The sequence below is a fragment of the Streptomyces sp. SD15 genome, assembly GCF_054462255.1.
On record NZ_JBTLMO010000021.1, the window covers coordinates 34,179 to 57,950 of the forward strand.

Here is a 23,772-nt window from a genome sequence, read left to right on the forward strand (position 1 = left end):
TCCTCCTTCAGATGTCTTTGAGGTCGACGACGACCCAGTCGGATATCTCTCGCCACTTCTGCACGGACTCCTGGTGGTACGCGTTCGCCTGGTATTTCTCCAGCGCGGCGAGATCTGGCAGCACCCCGATCACGGCGAAGTCGTAGGAGATGTCCCGGTCAACCGTGTTCCAACCCACCCGCCAGTCGGCGAGTTCCGGAACGTGGCTGCCGACCGCCCTGGCAAACTTCTCGGCCTCGGCCACGGACGGAGCAGAGCGCTCGATGCCGTCCTTGAGCTTGAAAAGAACGATGTGCGTGATCACGATTGCCTTTCGCGCAGGATATCGACTGGCCTTCAGACGCATTGAGGAGCATGCCGCTGTCTCCGACACCGTTCAACCACGGATTCGCGATGTGCTGAATCGTCGGGCTCGGTCTCACCGCCCTGCTCGAACCATCGGTAATCTGTTTGCCGTTTTCGGTCCGCCACAGCTGCCTCGGCCGATCGCGCTGCCGACATCTGCATTCCGACCGCTTCCGGTGGCTCAAGCTTTTTCCGCCCACGGTAGGACTGTCCCGCCGGCGGTACAGGGGCAGGTTCGACAGCGGCGTGAGTTTCCGTCACCGGTGTCGTGTCGACCGGCTGATGCACTCAAAAGAGAATGCGTGAGCTCAAGGTCGTCACGGTGAACGGGCCGCGGTTTCCACACACCCGCCGCCACCGCACCCCCGCTGTCATGGGCGCCCTGCTCACGCGGCACTGCGTCGCTCCGAGGACGGCCGGCCCACCGTCTTCCTCGGCCACGGCGTGGGCTCCATCCTCGCCTTCGAGGTGGCCCGCCGGCTACCAGGACGACACCGGCACCGACCCCCGGGTCACCGGTATCCGGCTCGACGGCGGATTCAATAGGCCCGGTGGCCCAGAAGGGACGCCACGAGGCTGGTGTCGACGTTGCCGCCCGAGACCAGCACTCCGATGTCCCGGGCGTGGCCCTCGGCGGCGAGGCGCAGGGCGCCGGCCACGGCGGTGGCGGCGGCGGGCTCGATGAGCAGTCGGGCGTGGACGAGGACCAGGCGCAGCGCTTCGGCGATGGCGCTCTCCTCGATCGTGAAGACCCCGGTGACGCTGTCGTGGGCCAGGTCGTAGGGGAGTTGGCCGATGCGGTCGGGGCGCAGTCCGTCGGCGATGGTGGGCCGGGCGTCCACGGTGACCGGCCCCCCGGCTTGCAGGGCCGCGGTCAGGGCGGGGACGGCGCTGGGCTCGGCGCCGTAGACGTCGATGTCCTGGCCCGCGGTGGCCAGGCAGGCGCCGGCCAGCGCGCTGCCGCCCCCGACGGGCAGTACCACCGCGTCCAGGCGGCCGCCGGCCGCGTTCACCTGGTGCAGCAGGTCCAGGGTGGCGGTGGCCTGGCCGGCCACCACGTCGGGGTTCTGGTAGGGGTCGATCTCGTCCAGGCCGCGGGTGTGTCTCAGTTCCTCGACCACCGCGATCCGCTCGGCCAGGGTGGTTCCCACCTGGAGCACCTGGGCGCCGGCGTCCCGGATGCGCCGCACCTTGGTCGCAGCGGCGTCGGTGGGCAGCACCAGCACGGCCGGAAGCCGGTACTGGGCGGCGGCGAGGGCCACGGCTATGGCGTGGTTGCCGGTGGACTGCGCGACCACACCAAGGCTGCCGGCCCCCATCAGCCGCTCCACGGCAAGGAGCGCGCCGCGCATCTTGAAAGAGCCTCCACGCTGGAGGTTCTCCGCCTTCATCCACAGCCGGGCGCCGGCCACACGCTCCAGTTCCTCGCTGCGTACCACGGGCGTCTGCACCACACGCCCGGCGATACGGTGCCGGGCGTCGTGCACCCGTTCATAGCTCAGCAGCGGCGGCTGCCCGGCGACAGTCACGGCATTCGCGCCGACCGACATGATGCGTCTCCGTTTCTCTGCGAGTTCGAGGTGCCTTCGCGGGAGGGCTCTGCGTAGGCGGGGAGCGAAGCAATGGCTTCCAGTCCTGGCGGGTTCGGAAGGTCGCGCGTGGAATTCCGTTGCCTGCGATCTTTTGCGAGGACCCCTGCAGGAGAGTGCATTCGTGTCCCGCCGACGGGACACGAATGCCCAGCCCACCACGGATTCGCTGAAGAATTCGCGCCCGCCCGGACGTGGAGGCGGTGTCAGCCGGTGAAAGCGATCGAGCCGGTCAGCAACTCGTCAAAGACTTCTGCCGGGGTGCGACACGCGTTGACGCCGAGCCACCTCGAACCCCTGCCCCGGGTGAGCGATCCGCGCGCGAAGCCGGATGCCCTGGCCGAGCCGGCCAGGACCGCGACTCTCTCCGGGGCCCGACCCGCAGGCGACCGCCCGCCAACACGCTCGGGCCTGTCCGGCGGATCATGCCGGACAGGCCCTAGCGACCGCGGGCGGATTCTGCCTCTATCACGTCCAGCACCTCCCGGGCGCGATCGACCAGGTACATGTGATCGCCCGGGAACTCCACATAGCCGAATTCACTCGACGTGGTCGCGTCCCGCCACTGCTGCGCCTCTTCCGCGGTGACCAGGCCGTCACAGTCACCCCGCAGCGAGCAGATCGGCACCGACACCGGTTCGTCGGTGCTCGGGACGTAGTTCTCGTGCATTTCGCAGTCGGCCTGCAGCACGGGGAGAATCAGTTCACGCATCTCGGGGTGATCCAGAGCTTCGTGCCGGAACCCCGCGAACTCCTCGACCCGGGCGAGGAACTCCTCGTCCGGGAGTCCCGTCGCCCGCCTCTCGCGCTGTGTCCACGGCCCCGGCGAACCGCTGACGATCAGCCGCTCGACGTGTACATCGCGTGTGCTCAGCAGGTGCACCAGCTCGTACGCGAGCACCGCGCCCAGGCTGTGCCCGAACAGCACCGTCCGTGCCCCCGCGCCGAGGTCCGCGACAATGTCGTCGACCGAGTTCTTGGCCGCTTCGACGACATTCCGGTACGGCGTCTCCAGGATCCGCCGCTCCCTGCCGGGCAGTTCGACCGACGTCACGCGCCACCGGTCGCCGGCCGGCTCCCGCCACGGGTGGAAGAACGAAGGACCCGCTCCCGCGAACGGCACACACAGCAGCGTGGCCCGGTCCCCGGTTTCCGCAGACATGCCAGGTTCCTTCACCCCGACCAACCCCAATCATCCATTCGATGGTTCGTCGAACCGGCTCCGAAAGATCGCTGTCCGGTCATTCCGCCAGTTCCGCCAATTCCGCCAGTTTGTGGTTGATGACCTCCATGACTTCGGCCACGGCTGAGGGCATGTTCATTTCGTGGTGCGTGGCGCGCACGTCGTGCACCTCGATGGAACCGAGCACGTACGGCCGCCACAGGTGCGCGTACGACTGTTCCTGGAGCGTCGCGCTGAAGAACACCACATCGCCGCGGTAGACCGGCGATTCGAAATCCATCATGAGCGTCTGGTTGTTGGCCAGAACCTTCGCCATGTCGTCCAGGAAGTCCTGCCGGTTGTCGGTACCTATGTACTGGCCGAAGAATTCCTCGAGTTCGGCCCGGTAGTCCGCCAGCGTCTTGCCGGCATGGATCTCCGTGAAGCCGTGCCCCCCCGGCTGGGAGTCCAGGATGGCCACGAAGGCGATCTCGTGCCCACGCCGGTCGAGCGCCTCCGCGACGGCCTGCACGACCGTGCCGCCGTAGGACCAGCCGACCAGGTAGAAGGGCCCTTCCGGCTGGACCTTCAGCATCTCGGTGACGTAGTCCTCGACCATCTCCTCCACCGACCCCGCCAGCTTGTCCACGCCGTTGGAGCCACGGGACTGCAGGGCATAGGACGGCCGGTCCTGCACGTACGACACGAAGCTGAAGTACGTCCAGCCGAGGCCGCCTCCTCCGTGGAAGAACCACAGCGGCGGCTTGCCCGTACCGGGATCGACGTTCAACGGCAGCACGACGGCGAGCGGGTCGGAGGATTCCGCGGGAGTGGTGACGAGCAGCAGCGCGGCCAACTCGCCCGCCGTGGGGAACTTGATGATCGTCCTGAGGGGCACGTCGATGCCGAACTCGCTGCGGATGCGGGCGCTGAGCCGGGTGGCCAGGAGCGAGTGCCCGCCCAGCGCGAAGAAGTCGTCGTCGACACCGACCCGCTCCAGGCCGAGCAACTCACTGAAGAGGGAGCACATCCTTTCTTCATGGGAGTTGCGCGGCTCTCGGCTGACCGAGGTGTTCGTGTCCTCGGACGGCAGTGCTCCACGGTCGAGCTTCCCGTTCGGGTTCAGCGGGAACTCCGAAAGACCGATCACCGCGGACGGCACCATGTACTCCGGGAGACGTCCACGCAGGTACTCGGGCAGCTCAGCAAGCAGCGCCTCGACACCGGCATCGGTCTCCGCGACATCGGCACCCGGGACCACATAGCCCACGATGCGCTTGTCGCCGTCCTGGTTTTCACGCACCGCGACCGCCGCCTGCACCACGTCAGGATGCCCGGTCAGCGCATGCTCGATCTCGCCCAACTCGATCCGGAATCCCCGGATCTTCACCTGGAAATCGGTTCGCTCGATGTACTCCAGCTGACCGTTCCTGTCCCAGCGCACCAGGTCCCCGGTGCGGTACATCCGCGCACCGGCGGGGCCGAACGGGCACGCCACGAACCGCTCCGAGGTCAGCTCCGGCCGGCCCTGGTACCCGCGGGCCATCCCGGCACCGGCGATGTACAGCTCGCCCGGCACCCCGCGCGGAACCGGGCGCAGCCGCGAGTCGAGCACGTACACCTGGGTGTTCCCGACCGGCCTCCCGATCGGCGCACCCTCGCCCACCTTCACGAGCGCCTCGGTGCACCACGTCACCGTCTCGGTCGGGCCGTACATGTTGAACACTTCGACGGCCTGCTTCGCCAATGTCTCGGCCAGCCGTACCGGCACAGCCTCCGCGCCGATGATGATCCGCAGATCCTTCGCGGCGTTCGGATCGTGCATCAGCAGCATCTGCCAGAAGGCGGGCGTGGCCTGCACCGCGGTGACCCCGTGGCGGCGCATCAGCTCCAGCACGGCCGACGGATCGGTGACGGTGTCCTTGCCCGCCATCACCATGGTCGCGCCGGAAATGAACGGTTGGTACAACTCGGTGTTCGCCATGTCGAACGCCACGGTCGTGCTGAACAGCATCCGGTCCGCGGCCGACAGCGGGAACCGGCGCTGATTCGTGGCCAGGTAGTTCGCCACCGCGCCGCGCGGAATCGCCACGCCCTTCGGGGCCCCCGTCGACCCTGACGTGTAGATCACATACTGGGCGTTCTCCGGTCGGACGACCACCTCTGGTGCCGCATCCGGATACCCCGAACAGTCCGCACCGGCCAGCGCCTCGGCGTCGAGCACCAGCACCGGATTCGCATGCTCGAGGATGTAGTCGATCCGGGAACGCGGGTGGTCCGGATCGATCGGAACGTAGGCTCCGCCGGCCTTCAGCACCGCCAGCAGCGCCACCACCAGATTCACGGTCCGGGGCAGGCACACGGCGACCAGCGACTCCGCCCGCACACCGCGGTCGACGAGCCAGTGCGCCAGCCTGTTCGACCGCGTTTCCAACTCCTGGTAGGTGAGCGACTCCTCCTCGCCGATGATGGCGAGCGCCTCCGGTGTCGCCTGTACCTGCCTGCGTACCGCCTCCAGCAGCTCCAGGGTCGGCTCGGCGGTGTCGTTCACCTCCACCACCAGGTGCTGCCGCTCCCCCGCGCTCAGCACGTCGACATCCCCGACGCACATGCCCGGATCGGCGACCAGCTGCTCCAGGGCACGCGCGAACCGAGCGCCGATGGCCTCGACCGTCTCCCGGTCGAACACGTCGGTCGCGTAGGAGATGTCGCCCCGCAGCGCCCCCGAGTCGTCCATGGCCATGTTGAAGAACAGGTCGACCTTGGAGGTCGACGGGGTGGCCTGCTCGACCTCCAAGGTGAGTCCGGCGAGTTCGAGGTCCGGCCTCGCGTAGTTCTGCAGGCCGAGCATCACCTGGAACAGCGGCTGGTAGGCCGCGGAGCGTTCGGGGTTGATCGCCTCGACCAGCATGTCGAACTGCACGTCCTGGTGCTCGTAGGCCGCCAGCGACTTGTTCCGCACCTGCGCGAGCAGCTCGGTGAACGTCGGGTCACCGCAGAGGTCCACCCGCAGCACCTGGGTGTTGACGAAGAACCCGACCAGATCGGCCAGCGCCTCGTCGGTCCGCCCGGCGATCGAGCTGCCGATCGTCACATCGTCCCCGCCACCGAGCTTGCGCAGCAGCACCGCCAGCGCGGCGTGCAGGACCATCGACATGGTCGCCCCGCGCTCGTCGGCCAGCTTCTGCAGCCCGGTCGCCACCTCCGACTCCGCCATGAAGCCGACCGCGGCGCCACGCCCGCTCGCCTGGACGGGCCGAGGACGGTCCAGCGGCAGGTTCAGCGGCTGCGGCACCCCGGCCAGTTCCTTGCGCCAGTACGCGACCTGCGTCGCGGCGAGACTCTCCGGGTCCGCAACGTCGCCGAGCAGCTCGCGCTGCCACATCGTGTAGTCCTTGTACTGCACGGGCAGCGGCTCCCACCCCGGCGCCCGGCCGTCCCGGCGAGCGGTGTAGGCCGCGGCCAGGTCCCGTACCAGCGGCGCACCCGAGCTGCCGTCCGTGGCGATGTGGTGGATGACCAGGACCAGGACGTGTTCCTGGGGCGAGCAGCGGAACAGCCGCACCTGCAGCGGAAGTTCGGCCGCCAGGTCGAACCGGTACGCGAAGGCCTCCTCGACCGCGCTGTCCACGTCCTCGGGCGCCACCTCGATGACCGGCACCTGCGGCGCGGCCTCCGCTGTCGGGAGGATCCGCTGGTGAGGCTCCCCGTCGCCGTTCGTCACGTAAACGGTGCGCAGGATCTCGTGCCGGTCGACCACGTCGCGGATCGCCGCGGTGAGGGCGGCCTGGTCCAGGGATCCCGTCAGCCGGAAGGCCGCCGGCATGTTCCAGTTCTCCGACCCGCCCTCCAACTGGTGCAAAACCCACATACGGCGTTGTGCGAATGACAGCGGAATCATTGCTTCTTACTCCTCTACGAACATCTTGCGCAGGCCGGGGCGACGGGGAGCGGCCGATTCCTCCGACCACGCGGCGAGCGCGGCCACTGTCGGCAGGTCGAAGATCTTGCGGATAGGTATCTCTATCCCCATCACGGCGCGGGCGCGGCTGATCAGGCGGGTGGCGAGCAGGGAGTGCCCGCCGAGCTCGAAGAAGCCGTCGTCGACGCCGACCCGGTCCACGCCGAGCACCTCGGCGAACAGCGTGGCCAGGGTCTCCTCGCGGGCGGTGCGGGGTGCCCGGTAGGCGGCGCCGGTGTACTCCGGTTCGGGCAGCGCGACCCGGTCCAGCTTGCCGTTCGGGGCGAGCGGCAGCCGGTCGAGGACCACGAAGGCGGACGGCACCATGAAGTCCGGCAGCCGCTCCGCGACGAAGGCGTGCAGCTCCTTCGTCTCCGGGCCACGGGGGTCGTCGGTCGTCGTGGTGTCGCCGGTGACGGCGGGCACGACGTACGCGACCAGCTGCTTGCTGGTGCCGCCGCCGCGCCCGTCGCGGGCGATGACGGCGGCCTGCGCGACGCCGGGGTGCGCGGTGAGCGCGGCCTCGACCTCGGCGGGCTCGATGCGGAAGCCGCGCACCTTGACCTGCGCGTCCCCGCGGCCCACGTACTCCAGCTGACCCTCGCCGTTGACGCGGGCCAGGTCACCGGTGCGGTACATGCGCGCACCGCTCGGGCCGAACGGGTCGGCGACGAAGCGCTCGGCGGTCAGTGCGGCGCGGCCGTGGTAGCCGCGGCCCACGTTCCCGCCGACGTACAGCTCGCCGACCGCGCCCGGCGGCACCGGAGTCAGGCCGGGGCCGAGGACGTAGGTGCGCATGTTGCCGAGCGGGGTGCCGACGGGCGCGCTGCCCGTCAAGGCCTGTGTATCGCCGTCGACGGTGAAGGTGGTGGCGTAGAACGACTCGCTCTGCCCGTAGGCGTTGACGATCCGTACGCCCGGGAAGGCGTCGCGCGTCTTCTCGACGAGCGACGAGGGGAGGGCCTCGCCGGCGAACACGACCGTCTCCACGCTGGTGCGGTCGGAGATGTCGTCGACGAGTTCGGCGAAGGCGGACGGCACGGTGGAGATGACGCTGCCGCTCCAGCCCTTCGGGTCGCTCAGGGCCAGGACGTCCTGGACGACTTCGACGACGCCGCCGCCGGCGAGGGTCGTGAAGATCTCGAACGCCGAGACGTCGAAGTTGACCGACGTGCCCGCGAGGAGCCGCTTGCCGGGCTCCATGCCCACGCGGGAGGCCAGCCGCAGCACACCGTTGACCACGCATCCGTGGGTGATGGCGACGCCCTTGGGCTTGCCCGTGGAGCCGGAGGTGTACATCACGTACGCCAACTGCTGTGCGTGGAGCGACAGTTCGAGGCCGGTGGCGTCTGCGGACAGGTCGAGCGTGTCGAGGAGGACATCCGGGGCGTCGTGCTCCGGCAGCACCGCGACCGTGGCGGAGTCCGTCAGGACGAGGCGCGGCCGCGCCTCCTCGAAGATGGCCGCGAGGCGGTGGCTGGGGTACCTGGGGTCGACCGGCAGATACGCGCCGCCCGCTTTCAGGACCGCGAGCAGGGCGACCACCAGGTCCGCCGTCCGCGGCAGCGACACCGCGACCACCGACTCCGGGCCCACTCCACGGCCGGCCAGTTCGCGCGCCAGGCGGTCGGCCCGGGCGTTCACCTCGCGGTACGTGAGCGACTCGCCCTCGGCGACCACGGCGACCTCGTCCGGGGTCTTCGCCGCCTGTGCCTCGACGAGCCCGGTGATCGTGACGTCCGGAGTCGGGACGGCCGTGTCGTTGAACTCGACGAGGAGTCGGTCGCGTTCGGCCTGCTCCAGGACGTCGAGCTGCGCGATCTTCAGCTCGGGGGTGGCCGCCAGCTGTTCCAGGATGCGCACGAATCGGGCCGCGTACGCCGCCACCGTGTCCCGGTCGAAGACACCGGGCACGTACTGGAGGAGGAACTGGAGCTGCGACTCGACCGCCGCCATCAGGGCCAGCGGGTAGTGGGTGCCGTTGGACGAGCGCATGCCGGTGAAGGCGATTCCGTCCGCGGCCTCGCCGGCGGCGCTGATGCCCTCCCGGTCGACCGGGTAGGACTCGAAGACGACCAGCGTGTCGAAGAGGGTCTGCAGGCCGAGGGACTGCTGGATCTGCGTGAGGCTGTAGTGGTGGTGCTCCAGAAGGCCGGCCTGCCGGTGCTGAAGCCGCGTGACGACCTCGGCGAGGGTGTCGCCGGGCGCGTACTCCACGCGTACGGGCAGGGTGTTGATGAACATCCCGACCATCGACTCGACGCCCGTCACCGCGGCCGGGCGCCCGGAGACAGTGGCGCCGAACACCAGGTCCTGGCGGCCGGTGAGCTGGCCGAGCAGCAGCGCCCAGGCGCCCTGGACCAGGGTGTTGACGGTGACGCCCAACTCGGAGGCGCGCCGGTTGAGTTCGCCGGACACGTCGAGCGGGAGGGTGACCTGGATCTGGTCGAGGCCGTCGCCGCCCGCGGATCCCGGAGCGAGCAGGGTCGGCTCCTCGACCCCGCCGAGCTCGGCCGCCCACGCCCGTGCCGCCTCGTCCTGGTCCTGCCTCGTGTACCAGGCCAGGAACTCACCATAGCTCCGCGTGCCGGGCAGACCGGCCCCGTCGCCGTGGGATGCGTAGAGCAGCAGCAGGTCCTGCATCAGCAAGGGCGTGGACCAGCCGTCATACAGCGCGTGGTGGGCGGTCATCACGAGTTCGGCCCGGCCGGGCTCAAGGGCGACCAGTGCCAGCCGGACCAGCGGTGGGGTGTCCACGTCGAAGTGGGCGGCCCGGTCCTGCTCGAGGAACTGCTCGAACGTCTCGGTTCGCTCCGCCTCGCCGTGCCCGGTCAGGTCGAGGTACTGCCACGGCAGGGTCACCCCCGCCGCCGGCACCGCCATCGCGAGATCGCCGTCGGCCCGGTTGACGAACGCCGCACGGAGGCTGGCGTGGCGCTCGAGCAGCGCCTGCCCGGCCCGGCGCATCCGCTCCGGGTCGACCTCACCGGAGAGGTGGAACACCAGCTGCACGTGGTAGGCGTCGAACGAGGATCCGGCCAGCATCGAATGGAAGAGGATCCCGGACTGGGCCGGGGTCACCGGCCACACCTCGGCCAGGTGGCCGAGCCGGGCCTCCCAGGTGTCGATCTCCTTCTGGCTTACGTCGACCAGGGGCACGTCCGACGGAGTCAGTCCGCCGGCCTCGGGTGTCGCGGCGTGCCGGGCCAGGGCGGTCAGTGCCTCGACCCACAGCCCGGCCAACTCGGTCACCTCCTCGTGGGAGAGCACACCGGTCGGGAAGCCGAAGTAGGCGGTCAGCTCGTCACCGGCGCCGGTGTCGGTGGCCACCGCGTTGATCTCCAGCGCCGACATCACCGGCATGTCCGCGTCCGGCGCGGCGATCAGGTCCCGCTGTGTGGTGTCCGGTGCCCAGCCCTGGCCACGCAGCTCCTCGGGGATCTCCGTACCGGAAGTCCGGCCGAGGTAGTTGAACCCGATCTGCGGTTCCCGGTCCGCGGACAGCGCGGCGGCGGTGGCCGGGTTGAGATGGCGCAGCAGGCCGAAGCCGATACCGTCGCCCGGAACCGCCCGCAACTGCTCCTTGACCGCCTTGATCGCCCGGCCGGCGGCCGGACCACCGGCGAACGCGTCCGCCACGTCCACGCCTGTCAGGTCGAGGCGCACCGGATACATCGCGGTGAACCACCCGATCGTGCGCGACAGATCCGCGCCGGGCGCCGCCTCCTCTTCGCGGCCGTGCCCTTCCAGCCGGACCAGCGCCGAGGAGGCGGGCACGCCCCGCGTCTGACGCCAGCGGGCCAGCGCCAGTGCCAGCGCGGCCAGCAGCCCGTCGTCGACACCGCCCCGGAAGATTGCGGGCCCCATGTTCAGCACGGTCTTGGTGACGTCTGCCGGCACCTGGATGCGCACCGTGTCCACGGTGGCGGCGACATCCCGCGCCGGGTCCAGCTCCCGGCTTCCGAGCACCGGCTCGTCCGCGCGCAGGATCTGCTGCCACACGGGCAGTTCCGCCACCCGCTGCGGACTGGCCGCCTCGTCGACCAGGGCATGCGCCCACCGGCGCAACGAGGTACCTGGCCCTGCCAGTTCCGGAGTGCGGCCGCCTTGGACCTGCTGCCAGGCCGAGACCAGGTCCGGTAGGAGGAGACGCCACGACACCCCGTCGACGACCAGGTGGTGCAGCACGATCAGCAGCCGGTCCGCGTCGGTGTCGGAGGTGAACCACACGAACTGCGCCATGGCGCCCGCGTCCGGGTCGAGCCGGTCCGCGGCCGCATCCAACTCGGCGTGCACATCGGCGTCGCCGTAGGGGACTTCCCGCAGCAGCGTGCCGGCGTCCACGCTGCCGGCCGGCTCGATCGACAGGCCTTGCCGCGTCCGGTCGAGTCGGGAACGCAACACGTCGTGCCGGTCAAGGACGGCCTGCACCGTCGCCACAAGGCCCGCACGGTCGATGCCCTCGGGCAGGGTCAGCATCATGGACATGCAGAGTCGGCCCAGGCCACCACCGAGCGCGAGCACGTGCTTCGCCGTCGGCATCAGCGGAGCCCATCCCACGCCGCCGCCCGGCAGCTCGGCCAGGGTGAGGCGTTCTTCTTCGCGTCCTTCCACCAGTTCCGCGAGCCGGGCGACCGTGCGGCGCTCGAAGATCTCCCGCGTGCTGACCTCGATGCCGCGCGCCCTGGCCCGCGCGACGATCTGGATGGAGCGAATGCTGTCCCCGCCGCTGGCGAAGAAGTCGTTGTCGATGCCGACGTTGTCCACGCCGAGCACTTCGGCGAACAGCGCGCTGAGGGTCTCCTCCACCTGATTGCGCGGTGCCCGACCGGTCGATACCTGCCCGTAGTCCGGCGCAGGCAGCGCCCGGTGGTTCAGTTTCCCGTTCGGAGTCAGCGGCAGCTCCGAAAGCGGCACGAGCGCGGGAGGAACCATGTAGTCGGGCAGACGCTCGCTCAGGTACTCGGGCAGCTCGATGAGCAACGGACCGATCGACCTGGCCAGCGCGGGGTTGTTCGCCCAAACCCGCCCGCCCGCACCGCTGGGAACGAACAAGCCCGAGACATTCCGCTGCCCGGTCTGCTGCTCGGGCAGCAGCACCGCGTCGAAGTACCGCATGTCCTGTCCCGACCAGGTGAGAACCGCGTCCCGGCCGTGCTCACGTGCCCACTGGAGCAGTTCCTGCGGATCGACCGGTTCACCGGGCTGGGACGCCGGGTCGAGGAGACCTGTCGCCACAGTCAGTGCGACCTCCTCGACCAGACGCGCATTGGGTATCCCGGTCACCCGCACCGGGCCGCCCGCCCGGTCCGCCCAGCGGCCAAGGCCGACCAGGTCGTCCACTTCCCGGCCCCACGGCACCGACGGCGTGCCGGCCACGTCGAGTACGTCAGCCGGTTGTTTGTGCAGGACTACCTCGTAGCGGTGCCGGGTCAGCTCGTTGTGCGCCTGCCCGGGCTTCAACCGGATGTCGACCGCGACAAAATCGTCTCCTGCCCAGTCGGTGAACCACTCCGGGGCGATGGCCAGTTCCCTCTCGGCCAGCAGTTCCCTCTGCACCACCGTCCGCAACTCTTCGTGCGAGGCGTGCGGGTGTGCCGCACGGTGCACCGCGGTCTGCATAAGGCTGCGTGTCGTGGCGTTGCGGACGTCACCGACGATGACGCGGCCGCCCGGCACGAGGAGTTCCATCACCTGGCGCAGCACCTGGTCCAGGTACTCGACGTTCGGGAAGTACTGCACCACGGAGTTGAGTACGACGGTGTCGAACCGGCCATGAGGCAGCCCGGACATGTCGTCGGCCGGTTGGGCGCTCACCCGGACCCGGTCACCGTATCCGGCCTGCTCGGCCTGGGCCCGGACCCGGTCCACCACCGTGCCCGAGATGTCGGTGCCCCAGTACTCCTCGACTTCGCCGACGATCTTCGCAAGGAGCAGACCGGAACCCACACCGATCTCGAGCACCCGCTTCGGCGCGAACCGCAGCACCTGTGCCACCGCCGCGTCCTGCCACTCCCGCATCTGCTCAAGCGGGATCGGCTCACCGGTGTAGCTGGAGTTCCATCCCTGGAAGTCGTCGCCCAGCGTTTCATCGCTGGAATCGGCATAGCTGTCGTCGTAGAGGTCGCGCCACTCATCCACCTGAGCGTCGGCAACGGCCACTGCGGCGGCATACGGCTTGGGTACCAGATACCCCACGAGCTGCTTGTCGCCCTGCGGAGTCTCACGCACCACGGCCGCCGCCTGTGCCACACCGGGGTGCGTCGTCAGCGCGTGCTCGATCTCACCCAGCTCGATCCGGAAACCGCGGATCTTGACCTGGAAGTCGGTTCGCCCGAGGTACTCGAGCTCGCCGTCCTTGTTCCACCGCACCAGGTCCCCGGAGCGGTACATCCGGGTTCCCGGCGCACCATAGGGGCAGGCGACGAACCGGTTCGCGGTCAGCGCGCTCTGCCCGAGGTAGCCCCGGGCGAGCCCCGGGCCGGCGATGTAGAGCTCACCGGCGACCCCGGGCGCGACCGGGCGCAGCGCCGTGTCCAGCACATATGCCTGGGTGTTGGCGATCGGCCGCCCGATCGGCGGAGTACGGCCGTCACCCACCATCGCCGTGCTCATGGCGGCGCACACCGTGATCTCCGTCGGGCCATAGCCGTTGATCATCCGCCGCCCGGCCGACCACTGCGCCACCAACTCCGGCGAGGAGGCCGAACCCCCGACCACCAACGTCTCCACACTCGGCAGCGACCCCGCCGGCAATGCCGCCAGCACTGCCGGCGGCAACGTCGCGTGCGTCACCCCGTGGGCGGCGATCGTCTCGATCAGCGGCTCGCCCGCGGCCAGCTCATCCGGGCCGGCCAGCACCAACGTCGCCCCCGCCAGCAGCGACATGCCCCACTCCCACAGCGAGGCGTCGAAGCTCGGTGAGGCGAACTGCAACACCCGGCTGGCCGGCGTCACTTCAAGCCGCTCGACCTCCGTCTCGACCAAGCCGGCCATTCCCGAGTGACTGACCGCCACCCCCTTCGGCGTCCCGGTCGAACCCGAGGTGTAGATCACATACGCCGTATTGGCCACCGCCACCGGGCCGCGCCGGTCGGCGTCGGTCACGGGGCCCGGGTCGGCCCCGGCCAGCGCCGCGGCCACGTCCGGATCATCCAGGCTGATCGCGGGCGCGGACAGCTCCGGCATCTGCCCCGCCGAGACGGCGTCCTCGATCACCAGCACCGCGCCGGAATCCGCCACCATGAACGCCACGCGCTCCGCCGGATAGGCCGGATCCACCGGCAGATACGCCCCGCCCGCCTTCAGCACCCCCAGGATCGCCACCACCCACTCCGGCGATCGGGACACCGTCACCGCCACCACCGACTCGGGCCCCACACCCCGTGTGGTCAACACCCGCGCCAGCCGATTGGCCCGCTCGTCCACCTCCCGATACGTCAGCGCCACGTCCCCACGCACCACCGCCACCGCATCCGGCGTCGCAGCGGCCCGCTCGGCGAAGAGCGCGTCGACGGTCCGCTCCGGCACCGCCGCCACCGTGTCATTGGCCCCTCGCAGCAACCAGTCCCGCTCCTGGGCCGACAGCACCTCGACGGCGCCGATCGGCACCGTCGGGTCCTCGAGCACCTGCTCCAGGATGCGCACGAACCGGTCGACGATGCGTTCGGCCGTGGTGTGGTCGAACAGGTCCGTCGCGTACTCCAGCAGTCCCTGCGTGCCGTCGCCGGACGCGTTCGGGACGATGTTGAAGAGCAGGTCGAACTTCGCGGTGCCGGTGCCCACAGGGAAGGGAGTGACCCGCAGCCCCGGCATCTCGATCTCGCCCCACACGAACTGCCAGCCCAGGGCCGTCTGGAACAACGGCATGTAGGCGGTGGTGCGTTCCGGGTTGAGCAGCTCCACCAGCCGCTCGAACGGTACGTCCTGGTTGTCATACGCGGTGAGGGCCTTGTCCCGCACCTGCTCCAGCAGCTCGCCGAACGACGGGTTCTTCGACAGATCGGCACGCAGCACCCAGGTATTGACGAAGAACCCGATCAGATCATCGAGTTGCTCATCCCCGCGCCCTTCGATCGGACTGCCGATCGGCACGTCCTCCCCTGCACCCAGCTTGTTCAGCAGCACCGCCAGCGCTGCCTGAGCCACCATCGGCGCCGTGGCACCGCGGTCCGCAGCCAGCTTGTGCAACCGGGACATCAGCTCAGGTGCCAACGTGAACAGGACCTCGCCGCCGCGGTGGCTGGCCGACTTCGGACGCGGCCGGTCCAGCGGCAGCTGCAGCGGCTGCGGCACCTCGGCCAACTCTTCTTTCCAGTAGGCCAGTTGCTCCGCAGCAGTGCTCTCCGGGTCGGCTTCGTCACCCAGGAGCTGCTGCTGCCACAGCGTGTAGTCCTTGTACTGCACCGGCAGCGGCGTCCACTCCGGTGCACTCCCGCGGTGGCGGGCCGTGTACGCCGACACCAGGTCCCTGACGAACGGCGCTACCGACGACCCGTCCGCGGCTATGTGGTGGAACACGAACACCAGGACGTGCTCCTGCGGAGCGATCCGCAACACGGTCGTCCGCAGGGGAAGCTCCGTGTCCAGGTCGAACGGCTCGCGCGCGACCTCGTGCAGTGCGGCGTCCACCGCGTCAGCGGCCACGTCGACCACACGGAAGGGGAAGACCGACTCCTCCGGAGGCAGGATCCGCTGCTCCGCCGTGCCGTCCGCGTCCTCGACGACCAGGGTGCGCAGGCTCTCGTGCCGGGTCGTGACGTCCGTCACCGCTGCGGCCAGGGCCGTCGTGTCCAGGGACCCTTCCAGGCGCAGCACGAACGGGACGTTGTAGGTCGCGGACGGGCCTTCCAGCTTGTGAAGGATCCACATCCGGCTCTGGGCAAAGGACAACGGGATCATCGACGGTTCTCCTGTACGTTCATCGGGCGCAGCCGGGGACGTTTCGACGTGGCCAGCTTCTCGATCTGCTCTGCCAGCTGGGCGACGGTCGGATTGCGGAACACCGTCGTGACCTTCATGTCGGCGTTGAGCTCGCTGCGTACGCGGCCGATCAGCCGGGTGGCCAGCAGCGAGTGCCCGCCGTGGTCGAAGAAGTCGATGTCGATGCCGACCTCGTCCACACCGAGCAACTCGGCGAACAGTCGGCAGAGGACTTCCTCGTTGTGGTTGCGCGGCCCTCGTCCGGCCGTGGCTTCGGTGTGGTCCGGTGCGGGGAGCGCGTTGCGGTCGAGCTTCCCGCTCGGTGTCGTGGGGAACGCGGCGAGCGGCACGATCGCCGAGGGGACCATGTACTCCGGCAGCCGCTCCCGGGCCAGATCCGTCAGAGCCGCGACGTCAAGGCCGGACGGGTCCGCCGTGCTGTTGCCCGGGATCACGTACGCGACCAACCGCTGGTCCCCGGCGCGGTCCTCGCGCACCACGACCACCGCGTTGTCGACGTCCGGGTGCGCGGTCAGCGCCGACTCCACCTCGCTCAGCTCGATCCGGAAGCCGCGGACCTTGACCTGGAAGTCGGTGCGGCCGATGTACTCGACCTGGCCGTCCTGGTTCCAGCGCACCAGGTCCCCGGTGCGGTACATCCGCGCGCCGGCGGGGCCGAAGGGGCAGGCGACGAACCGGTTCGCGGTCAGCGCGCTCTGCCCGAGGTAGCCCCTCGCCAGCCCGGCGCCGGCGAGATACAGCTCGCCCGCCACTCCCGGCGCGACCGGACGCAGCGCCGCGTCCAGCACGTACACCTGGGTGTTCCAGACCGGCGCGCCGATCGGCACCCGGTCCGCCCCCGGCACGTGCTGCCACGCCGTGACCTCCACCGCCGCCTCGGTGGGCCCGTAGAGGTTGTGCACACCACAGTCCGGCAGCAGATCGACGACCTTGTTCGCCAGCGCCGCCGGGAACGCCTCACCCGCGACCTCGATCCAGCGCAGGCTGTCGCACTGCTTCGCCGCGGGCTCGCCGGCGAACACCTCCAGCAGGGAGGGCACGAAGTCCGCGCCGGTCACCCGCTCCCGCTGGATCAGCTCGGCCAGATAGGACGGATCCCGGCGCCCGTCCGGACGCGCGATCACCACGGCGGCGCCCACCTGCAACGGCGCGAACAGCTCCGGCACCGACACGTCGAAGCTCGCCGAGGTGCTCAGCAGCACCCGGTCCTCGGTGCCGACGTCGAAGTGCGCCAAGCCCCACTTCAACCGGTTCATGATCGACCGGTGCGACACCTGCACGCCCTTGGGGCCGCCGGTGGAGCCGGAGGTGAAGATGACGTACGCGGCGTTGTCCGGTGACAGCACCCGCTCCGGGTTCACGGTCGGGTACGCGGACACGTCCGGAAGCGTCCCGTCGAGCACCAGCAGTGGCCTGGCGTTGTCCAGCACATGCCGCACCCGGTCCTCGGGCAGCTCGGTGTCCACCGGCACGTAGGCCGCGCCCGCCTTGACGACCGCGTAGATCGCCACCATCAGGTCGACGGAACGCGGGATACGCACCGCGACCAACTGCTCGGGGCCCGCGCCCTGTTCGACCAGCCAGTGCGCCAGCTGATTGGCACGCCGGTCGAACTCCCCGTACGTCAGCCTCTCCCGCTCGCCGATCAGCGCGACACGGTCGGGGTCACGTGCCACCTGGGCCTCGAACGCGCCCGGCAGCGTATCCGCGGCCACCGGCTGCGCCGTGTCGTTGACCCGGCGCACCAGCCGGTCCCGCTCCTCCTGCGACAGCACCTCGACGGCGCCGACCGGCACGGTCGGGTCGTCGAGCACCTGGTCGAGGACCCGGACGAGCCGGGCGGCGATCAGCTCGGCCGCCTCACGGTCGTAGAGGTTGTTCTGATAGTCGAGGGAGGTCCGCAGGTAGGGGTCGGAGGCGTTGAGGGTGAGCGGGTAGTGCGAGCCCGCGAACGGCCGGATGGCGTCGATCGTGAACCCCGCCGCGGTGTTCGCGTCGACGATGCCCGCGCGGTCGATCGGGTAGTTCTCGAACACGACGATCGTGTCGAACAGGGCGGGCAGCCCGACGTCGCGCTGGATGTCGGCGAGCCCGTAATAGTGGTGGTCGAGCAGCGCGGTCTGCCGGTTCTGCAGGTCGGTGATGACATGCGCGACGCTGTGGTCCGGTCGGCAGGACGCCCTGGTCGGCAGGGTGTTGATGAACAGGCCGACCATCTCGTCCGAACCGGGGAGCTCGGCCGGACGACCGTTGACGGCGGCTCCGAACACCACGTCCCGCTGCCCGGTCAGCTTCGAGAGCAGGATCGCCCACGCGCCCTGCAGGAGCGTGTTCAGCGTGACGCCGAGTTCCGCGGCGCGCCGGGCGAGTTCGCGCCCCTTGTCGATGGACAGCGGTACCTCGACCCGCCCGAGGGCGGACGCCGCCTCCTGGACGGGAGCGTTCGGGGCCACGAGGGTCGGCTGGTCGAATCCGGTGAGTTCGGCGGTCCACCGGGCGGCCGACGCCTTCCGGTCCCGCGTGGACAGCCAGGTCAGATAGTCGCCGTAGCTGCGGACCGGGCCGAGCCCGTCGGTCGCGGAGTACAGCCGGATCAGATCCCTGATCACCAACGGCGACGACCAGCCGTCGAACAGGGTGTGGTGCGCCGTGATGATGAGTTTCGCCTGCCGCGGACCGCAGGTGAGCAGGGCCAGGCGCATCAGCGGCGGCCTGCCGGGGTCGAGTCGGTCGGCCCGGTCGGCGGCGAGGGCCTGGTCGAGCGCCGCGTCCTGCTCGGCCGCGGCGCGACCGGTCAGATCGACGTGCCGCCAGGGCAGGGTGACGTGTTCCGCCACGACCTGCACCGGATCTCCGCCGGCTCCGGCGAGGAACGCGGAGCGCAGGTTCGGATACCGGTCGAGCAGCGCCTGCCCGGCCGACCGCATGCGCGCCGGGTCCACGGGCCCGGACAGATGCAGCACGAACTGCATGTGGTAGACGTCGAAGGAGCCGTCGGCGAGCGCGGCCTCGAACTGGATCCCGGACTGCCCCGGTGCCTGCGGCCACACCTCGGTCAGCCGGCCGTAGCGCGTCTCCCAGGCCTCGATCTCGTCCTGCCGCACCGAGACCAGCGGAGCGTCCGAGGGCGTGAGGCCGCCGGTCTCCGGCTGTGCGGCGTGCGCGGCCATGCCGTGCAGCACCTCCACCCACAGCTCGGCCAGTTCGGAGGTCCGCTCGCGAGACAGCAGCCCGGTGGGGAACATGAAGGCCGTCTGCAACCGGGTGCCGGCGGCGGTGTCCGTGGCGACCGAGTTGACCTCGAGGGCGGACAGTGCGGGCAGGTCCGGGTCGGGCATCGCGATCAGTTCGGCGGACCAGGACGCCGGTCCCCACCCGTGCGCGCGCAGGTGCTCGGGCACGTCGGCGTCGGAGATCCGGCCGAGGTAGTTGAACCCGATCTGCGGCACCGGGTACTCGGCGAGCCGCTCGGCGGTCTCCGGGTTCAGGTAGCGCAGCAGTCCGTACCCCATGCCCTTGTCCGGGACCCCGCGCAGCTGCTCCTTGACCAGCTTGATCGCCTTCCCGGCGGCGGGGCCGCCTGCCAGCACGTCGGCCAGGTCCACCCCCCGCACGTCGACCCGGGCCGGGTACATGCTGGTGAACCAGCCGACGGTCCGGGAGAGGTCGGCCCCGGGGACGACGTCCTCCTCACGGCCGTGCCCCTCGAGGCGGACCAGGGTGGAGCGGTCCGCGCCGCGCCACCGGTTCACCGCCAGGGCGAGCGCGGCGAGCAGCACATCGGTCCCGGTGCCCTTGAACGCCGCGGGCAGCTTGGTCAGAACCGCCTCGGTGACCTCGGCGGGCAGTTCCACCCGCACGGTGTCGACCGTGGACCACACATCCACCGCCGGGTCGAACGCCCGCGTGCCCAGCGTGGGGTTCGGCGCTTCGAGCAGGTCCCGCCAGTACGCCAGTTCCGCTTCCCGCTTCTCGGAGAGCGCCTCGTCCTGAAGCGCCGACGCCCAGCGGCGGGCCGACGTGCCGACCGCGGGCAGCTCGGGCGCCTTGCCGGAGCGGACCTGCTGCCACGCCTCGGCGAAGTCCGACATGAGGATGCGCCAGGAGACACCGTCCACCGCCAAGTGGTGCAGCACCACGAGCAGCCGGCCCTCACCCGACTCCGCGGCGAACCAGACGAAGTCCGCCATGGTCCCGGCTTCCGGGTCGAGCCGGCTCACCGCGTCGTCCAGCTCCGCCTTCGCCGCCTGAAGCGAGGACGGCTCGTCCCACCGGCCGTCGCAGGAAACCCGGCGGATCAGGTCCGCCGCCCGCACGGTGCCCTGCGGACGCACGACGAGGGAGAGCTCGTCGCCGCGCACCAGCCGCGCGCGCAGGAGGTCGTGCCGGTCGAGCACGGCGTCCAGCGTCGCGGCAAGGCCGCTCGCGTCGATGCCCGCGGGCAGTTCGAGGACCATCGACATGGCGAACCGGTTCGTGCCGCCGCCGTGCTCGAACACATGCCGCGCCACCGGCTGCAACGGCATCGGTCCGACGCCGCCGCCCTCGTCCTCGGCGAGCACGGGCACCCGCTCCTGGCGGGCGGAGGCCACCTCGGCGAGCCGGGCCGCCGTGCGGCACTCGAAGATCTCCCGGGTGGTGAGTTCCAGGCCCCGGGCCCGGGCCCGTGCGACCACCTGGATGGAGCGCAGGCTGTCCCCGCCCACCGCGAAGAAGTCGTCGTCGATACCGACCCGCTCCACACCGAGCACGTCCGCGTACGCCGCGGTGATGATCGTCTCGGCCTCGGTGCGCGGCTCCCGGTAAGCCTCGCCCACGAACTCCGGTTCGGGCAGCGCCGAGCGGTCCAGCTTGCCGGTCGGCCCGAGCGGAAACCGGCCGAGGGCCACGAAGGCCGACGGCACCATGTAGTCGGGCAGCCGTGCCGCGACGAACTTGCGCAGCTCGGCGGCCGAAGCTCCGGACTGCACGTCCACATCGCCGATGCCGCCGGCGCCGTCGTCACCGACGGCTCCCTCGCCGGTGTACACCACGTACGCGACGAGCCGCCGCCCGCCCGAGGGCACATCGCGGCTGATCACCACCGCCTCGCTGACCCCGGGGTGCGCGGTGAGCGCGGCTTCGACCTCGGCCGTCTCGATGCGGAAGCCGCGCACCTTCACCTGGCCGTCGCCGCGGCCGAGGCACTCCAACTGACCCCGCGCGTTCCAGCGGGCCAGGTCGCCCGTGCGGTACATCCGCTCGCCCGCGGGGCCGAACGGGTTCGCCACGTAGCGCTCGGCGGTCAGGCCCGGGCGGCCGTGGTAGCCGCGGCCGAGGCAGGTCCCCACCACATACAGCTCACCGACCGCGCCCTGCGGCACCGGGGCGAGTCCCGGGCCGAGCACGTAGGCACGCATGTTGCCCAGCGGGGTGCCGATCGGCGCGACCTCGCTCTCCGCCCACTCCGCGGACGCGGCGAGGGCGAACGTGGTGGCGTAGAAGCTCTCGCTCTGCCCGTAGGAGTTCACGACCTGCACGCCGGGCAGGGCCTCGCGCACCTGCCGCACCAGTCGGGCCGGGAGCACATCGCCCGCGAACACGACCGTGCGCACGTCCGTCGTCTTCTCCAAGTGGCCGACCAGTTCCCCGAACACCGAGGGCACCGCGCTGATCACATGGCCGTCCCAGGAGTCCCGCTCGCCGAGCGCCAGCGCGTTCGGCACGACCTCGGCGGTGCCGCCGGTGGACAGGGTGGTCAGCAGCTCGAAGACCGAGACGTCGAAGTTCACCGAGGTGCCGGCCAGCATCCGCCACCCGGGCGGCGCGTCCAGGACGCGCACCAGCTCCCGCACTCCGTTGACGACGCCCCGGTGGGTGACCGCCGCGCCCTTGGGCTTGCCCGTGGAGCCGGAGGTGTACATCACGTACGCCAGGTTGTCCGGGCCCAGCGGCGAGATCCGGCCCGCGTCGTCCAGCGTCCTCTCGGGCACGTCCCACTGCGCGCGGTCATCGAGGTTGATGCTCGACATGTCGTTCGGCGGCAGGTCCCGGGACGTCCTGGTGTCGGTGACCACGAAGCGCGGGCGTGCTTCGGACAGCACGCTCTCGGCCCGCCCGGCGAGATACTGCGGGTCCATCGGCAGGTACCCGGCACCGGACTTGAGGATGCCGAGCAGCCCGGCCACCAGGTCCTCCGTACGCGGCAGCGCGAGGACCACCAGGTCCTCCGGCCCGGCACCCCGGCGCACCAGCTCCCAGGCGACGCCGTTGGCCCGCTCGTCCAGCTCCCGGTAGGTCAGCGTCCGGTCGTCGCACACGATCGCCGGGGCGTCCGGCGTCCTGGCGACCTGGCTTTCGAACAGCTCCGGGACCGTCAGCTCGGGCACCGCCGTGGCGGTGTCGTTGAACCGGGTGAGCAGCCGGTCCCGCTCGGCCGCGTCGAGTACATCGATGCCGCCGATCCTGCGTTCCGAGTCGGCCACGAGCCGGCTCAGCACGCGGACGAAGCGGTTCGCGATGCCCTCGACGGTGTCCCTGTCGAACAGGTCGGTGCGGTACTCCAGACGGCATTGCGCCCCGCCCGAGCCGTTCGGGATCAGATCGAAGAACAGGTCGAACTTGGCTGTTGCGGTCTCGAGCCGCTCGGACCGGGCGTCGAGGCCGGGGAAGTCCAGTTCCGGTATGGACGGCTGCCAGGCGAGCATCACCTGGAAGAGGGGGTTGTAGGCGGTGGACCGGTCCGGGTTCAGCAGCTCCACCAGCCGCTCGAACGGCATGTCCTGGTTGTCGTACGCGGCCAGGGCCCGCTCCCGCACCCGCTGGAGCAGCTCGCGGAAGGTCGGGTTCCCGGAGAGGTCGACGCGCAGCACCCAGGTGTTGACGAAGAACCCGACGAGCTCGCGCAGTTCCTCATCGGTGCGACCCGCGATCGGCGCGCCGATGGGCACGTCGTCACCGCAGCCGAGGTGGTGCAGGAGGACCGCCAGGGCCGAGTGCATGACCATCGAGACCGTGGTGTCCGCTTGCGCGGCGAGCTTCTCCACGGACCGGAGCAGGTCGGGGTCGATGGAGAACGGGACCATGTCGCCGTGGTGGCTCATCGACTTGGGGCGCGGGCGATCGGTGGGCAACGCCAGCGGCTGCGCCAGGTCGGCCAAGGCCTGCCGCCAGTACTCCAGTTGTCCGGCTGCCAGGCTGTGCGGATCGGACTCGTCACCGAGCACGTCCCGCTGCCACAGCGTGTAGTCCGCGTACTGCACCGGGAGCGGCTCCCACGCCGGAGCCCTGCCTTCTCGGCGGGCCGCGTAGGCGGTGATGAGATCGCGGCACATCGGCCTGAAGGACTCCCCGTCCACGGCGATGTGGTGCATCACCAGCACCAGCGTGTGCTCGCGTGGTCCGCGCCGCACCAGGGTGGCGCGGATCGGCAGGTCGGCGGCCAGGTCGAAGGTCTCGGTGGCCGCCTCGTCGACCGCCGCCGCCCGCTCCTCCTCCGTCGCGGCCTCCACGGCCCGCAGGCCGAACGGCATCTGGCCGGAGGGCAGCACCCGCTGGTGCGGGACGCCGTCGTCGTCCTCGACGATGACCGTGCGGAGGGCCTCGTGCCGGTCGATGACGTCGCGGAGCGCCGCCTGAAGTGCGCCCACGTGCAGCTCACCGGTCAACCGCAGGGCGAGAGCGCCGTTGTAGGTCGGCGAAGGGCCTTCGAACCGGTCCACGAACCACAGTCGACGCTGCGCGAACGACAACGGGATCATTGTGTCTCCAAAATCGGCAGAACCACCAGGGAG

The 23,772-nt window shown here is 70.4% G+C and carries 6 protein-coding genes; all 6 read right to left on the reverse strand.

Annotated elements, in window-relative coordinates; genetic code table 11:
* Window positions 1–7: 7 nt before the first annotated feature.
* The 6 genes from ACX28W_RS21740 to ACX28W_RS21765 all read right to left on the reverse strand — a co-directional run bounded on the left by ACX28W_RS21740 (window position 8) and on the right by ACX28W_RS21765 (window position 23,739).
* A complete protein-coding gene (locus ACX28W_RS21740; RefSeq protein WP_459000674.1) occupies window positions 8–304 on the reverse strand; it encodes a Dabb family protein in 297 nt (98 codons plus the stop codon).
* A gap of 580 nt (window positions 305–884) precedes the next feature.
* Window positions 885–1,895 carry a threonine ammonia-lyase gene (locus tag ACX28W_RS21745; RefSeq protein WP_459000675.1) on the reverse strand — a complete coding sequence of 337 codons (1,011 nt, stop codon included), beginning with the start codon at window positions 1,893–1,895 and terminating at the stop codon, window positions 885–887.
* Window positions 1,896–2,373: 478 nt separating this feature from the next.
* The gene (locus tag ACX28W_RS21750) at window positions 2,374–3,096 is read right to left on the reverse strand and encodes a thioesterase II family protein (RefSeq protein WP_459000676.1); all 723 of its coding nucleotides are present in this window, start codon (window positions 3,094–3,096) and stop codon (window positions 2,374–2,376) included.
* 79 nt (window positions 3,097–3,175) lie between these two features.
* Window positions 3,176–6,997, reverse strand: a complete 3,822-nt coding sequence (locus tag ACX28W_RS21755) for a non-ribosomal peptide synthetase (protein WP_459000678.1) — start codon at window positions 6,995–6,997, stop codon at window positions 3,176–3,178.
* 6 nt (window positions 6,998–7,003) lie between these two features.
* Complete coding sequence (locus ACX28W_RS21760) at window positions 7,004–15,958, reverse strand: non-ribosomal peptide synthetase (protein ID WP_459000679.1); 8,955 nt, start codon at window positions 15,956–15,958, stop codon at window positions 7,004–7,006.
* Entirely contained in the window at window positions 15,955–23,739 is a 7,785-nt protein-coding gene (locus ACX28W_RS21765; protein ID WP_459000680.1) for an amino acid adenylation domain-containing protein, read from the reverse strand. The genes ACX28W_RS21760 and ACX28W_RS21765 overlap by 4 nt, the downstream gene beginning before the upstream one ends.
* Window positions 23,740–23,772: the final 33 nt, after the last annotated feature.

What these genes read in the sequence shown, in the direction of transcription:
- ACX28W_RS21745 (WP_459000675.1), bottom strand. Translation starts at nt 1,895, where the DNA reads ATGTCGGTCGGCGCGAATGCCGTGACTGTCGCCGGGCAGCCGCCGCTG.
- ACX28W_RS21750 (WP_459000676.1), bottom strand. Translation starts at nt 3,096, where the DNA reads ATGTCTGCGGAAACCGGGGACCGGGCCACGCTGCTGTGTGTGCCGTTC.
- ACX28W_RS21755 (WP_459000678.1), bottom strand. Translation starts at nt 6,997, where the DNA reads ATGATTCCGCTGTCATTCGCACAACGCCGTATGTGGGTTTTGCACCAG.
- ACX28W_RS21760 (WP_459000679.1), bottom strand. Translation starts at nt 15,958, where the DNA reads ATGATCCCGTTGTCCTTTGCCCAGAGCCGGATGTGGATCCTTCACAAG.
- ACX28W_RS21765 (WP_459000680.1), bottom strand. Translation starts at nt 23,739, where the DNA reads ATGATCCCGTTGTCGTTCGCGCAGCGTCGACTGTGGTTCGTGGACCGG.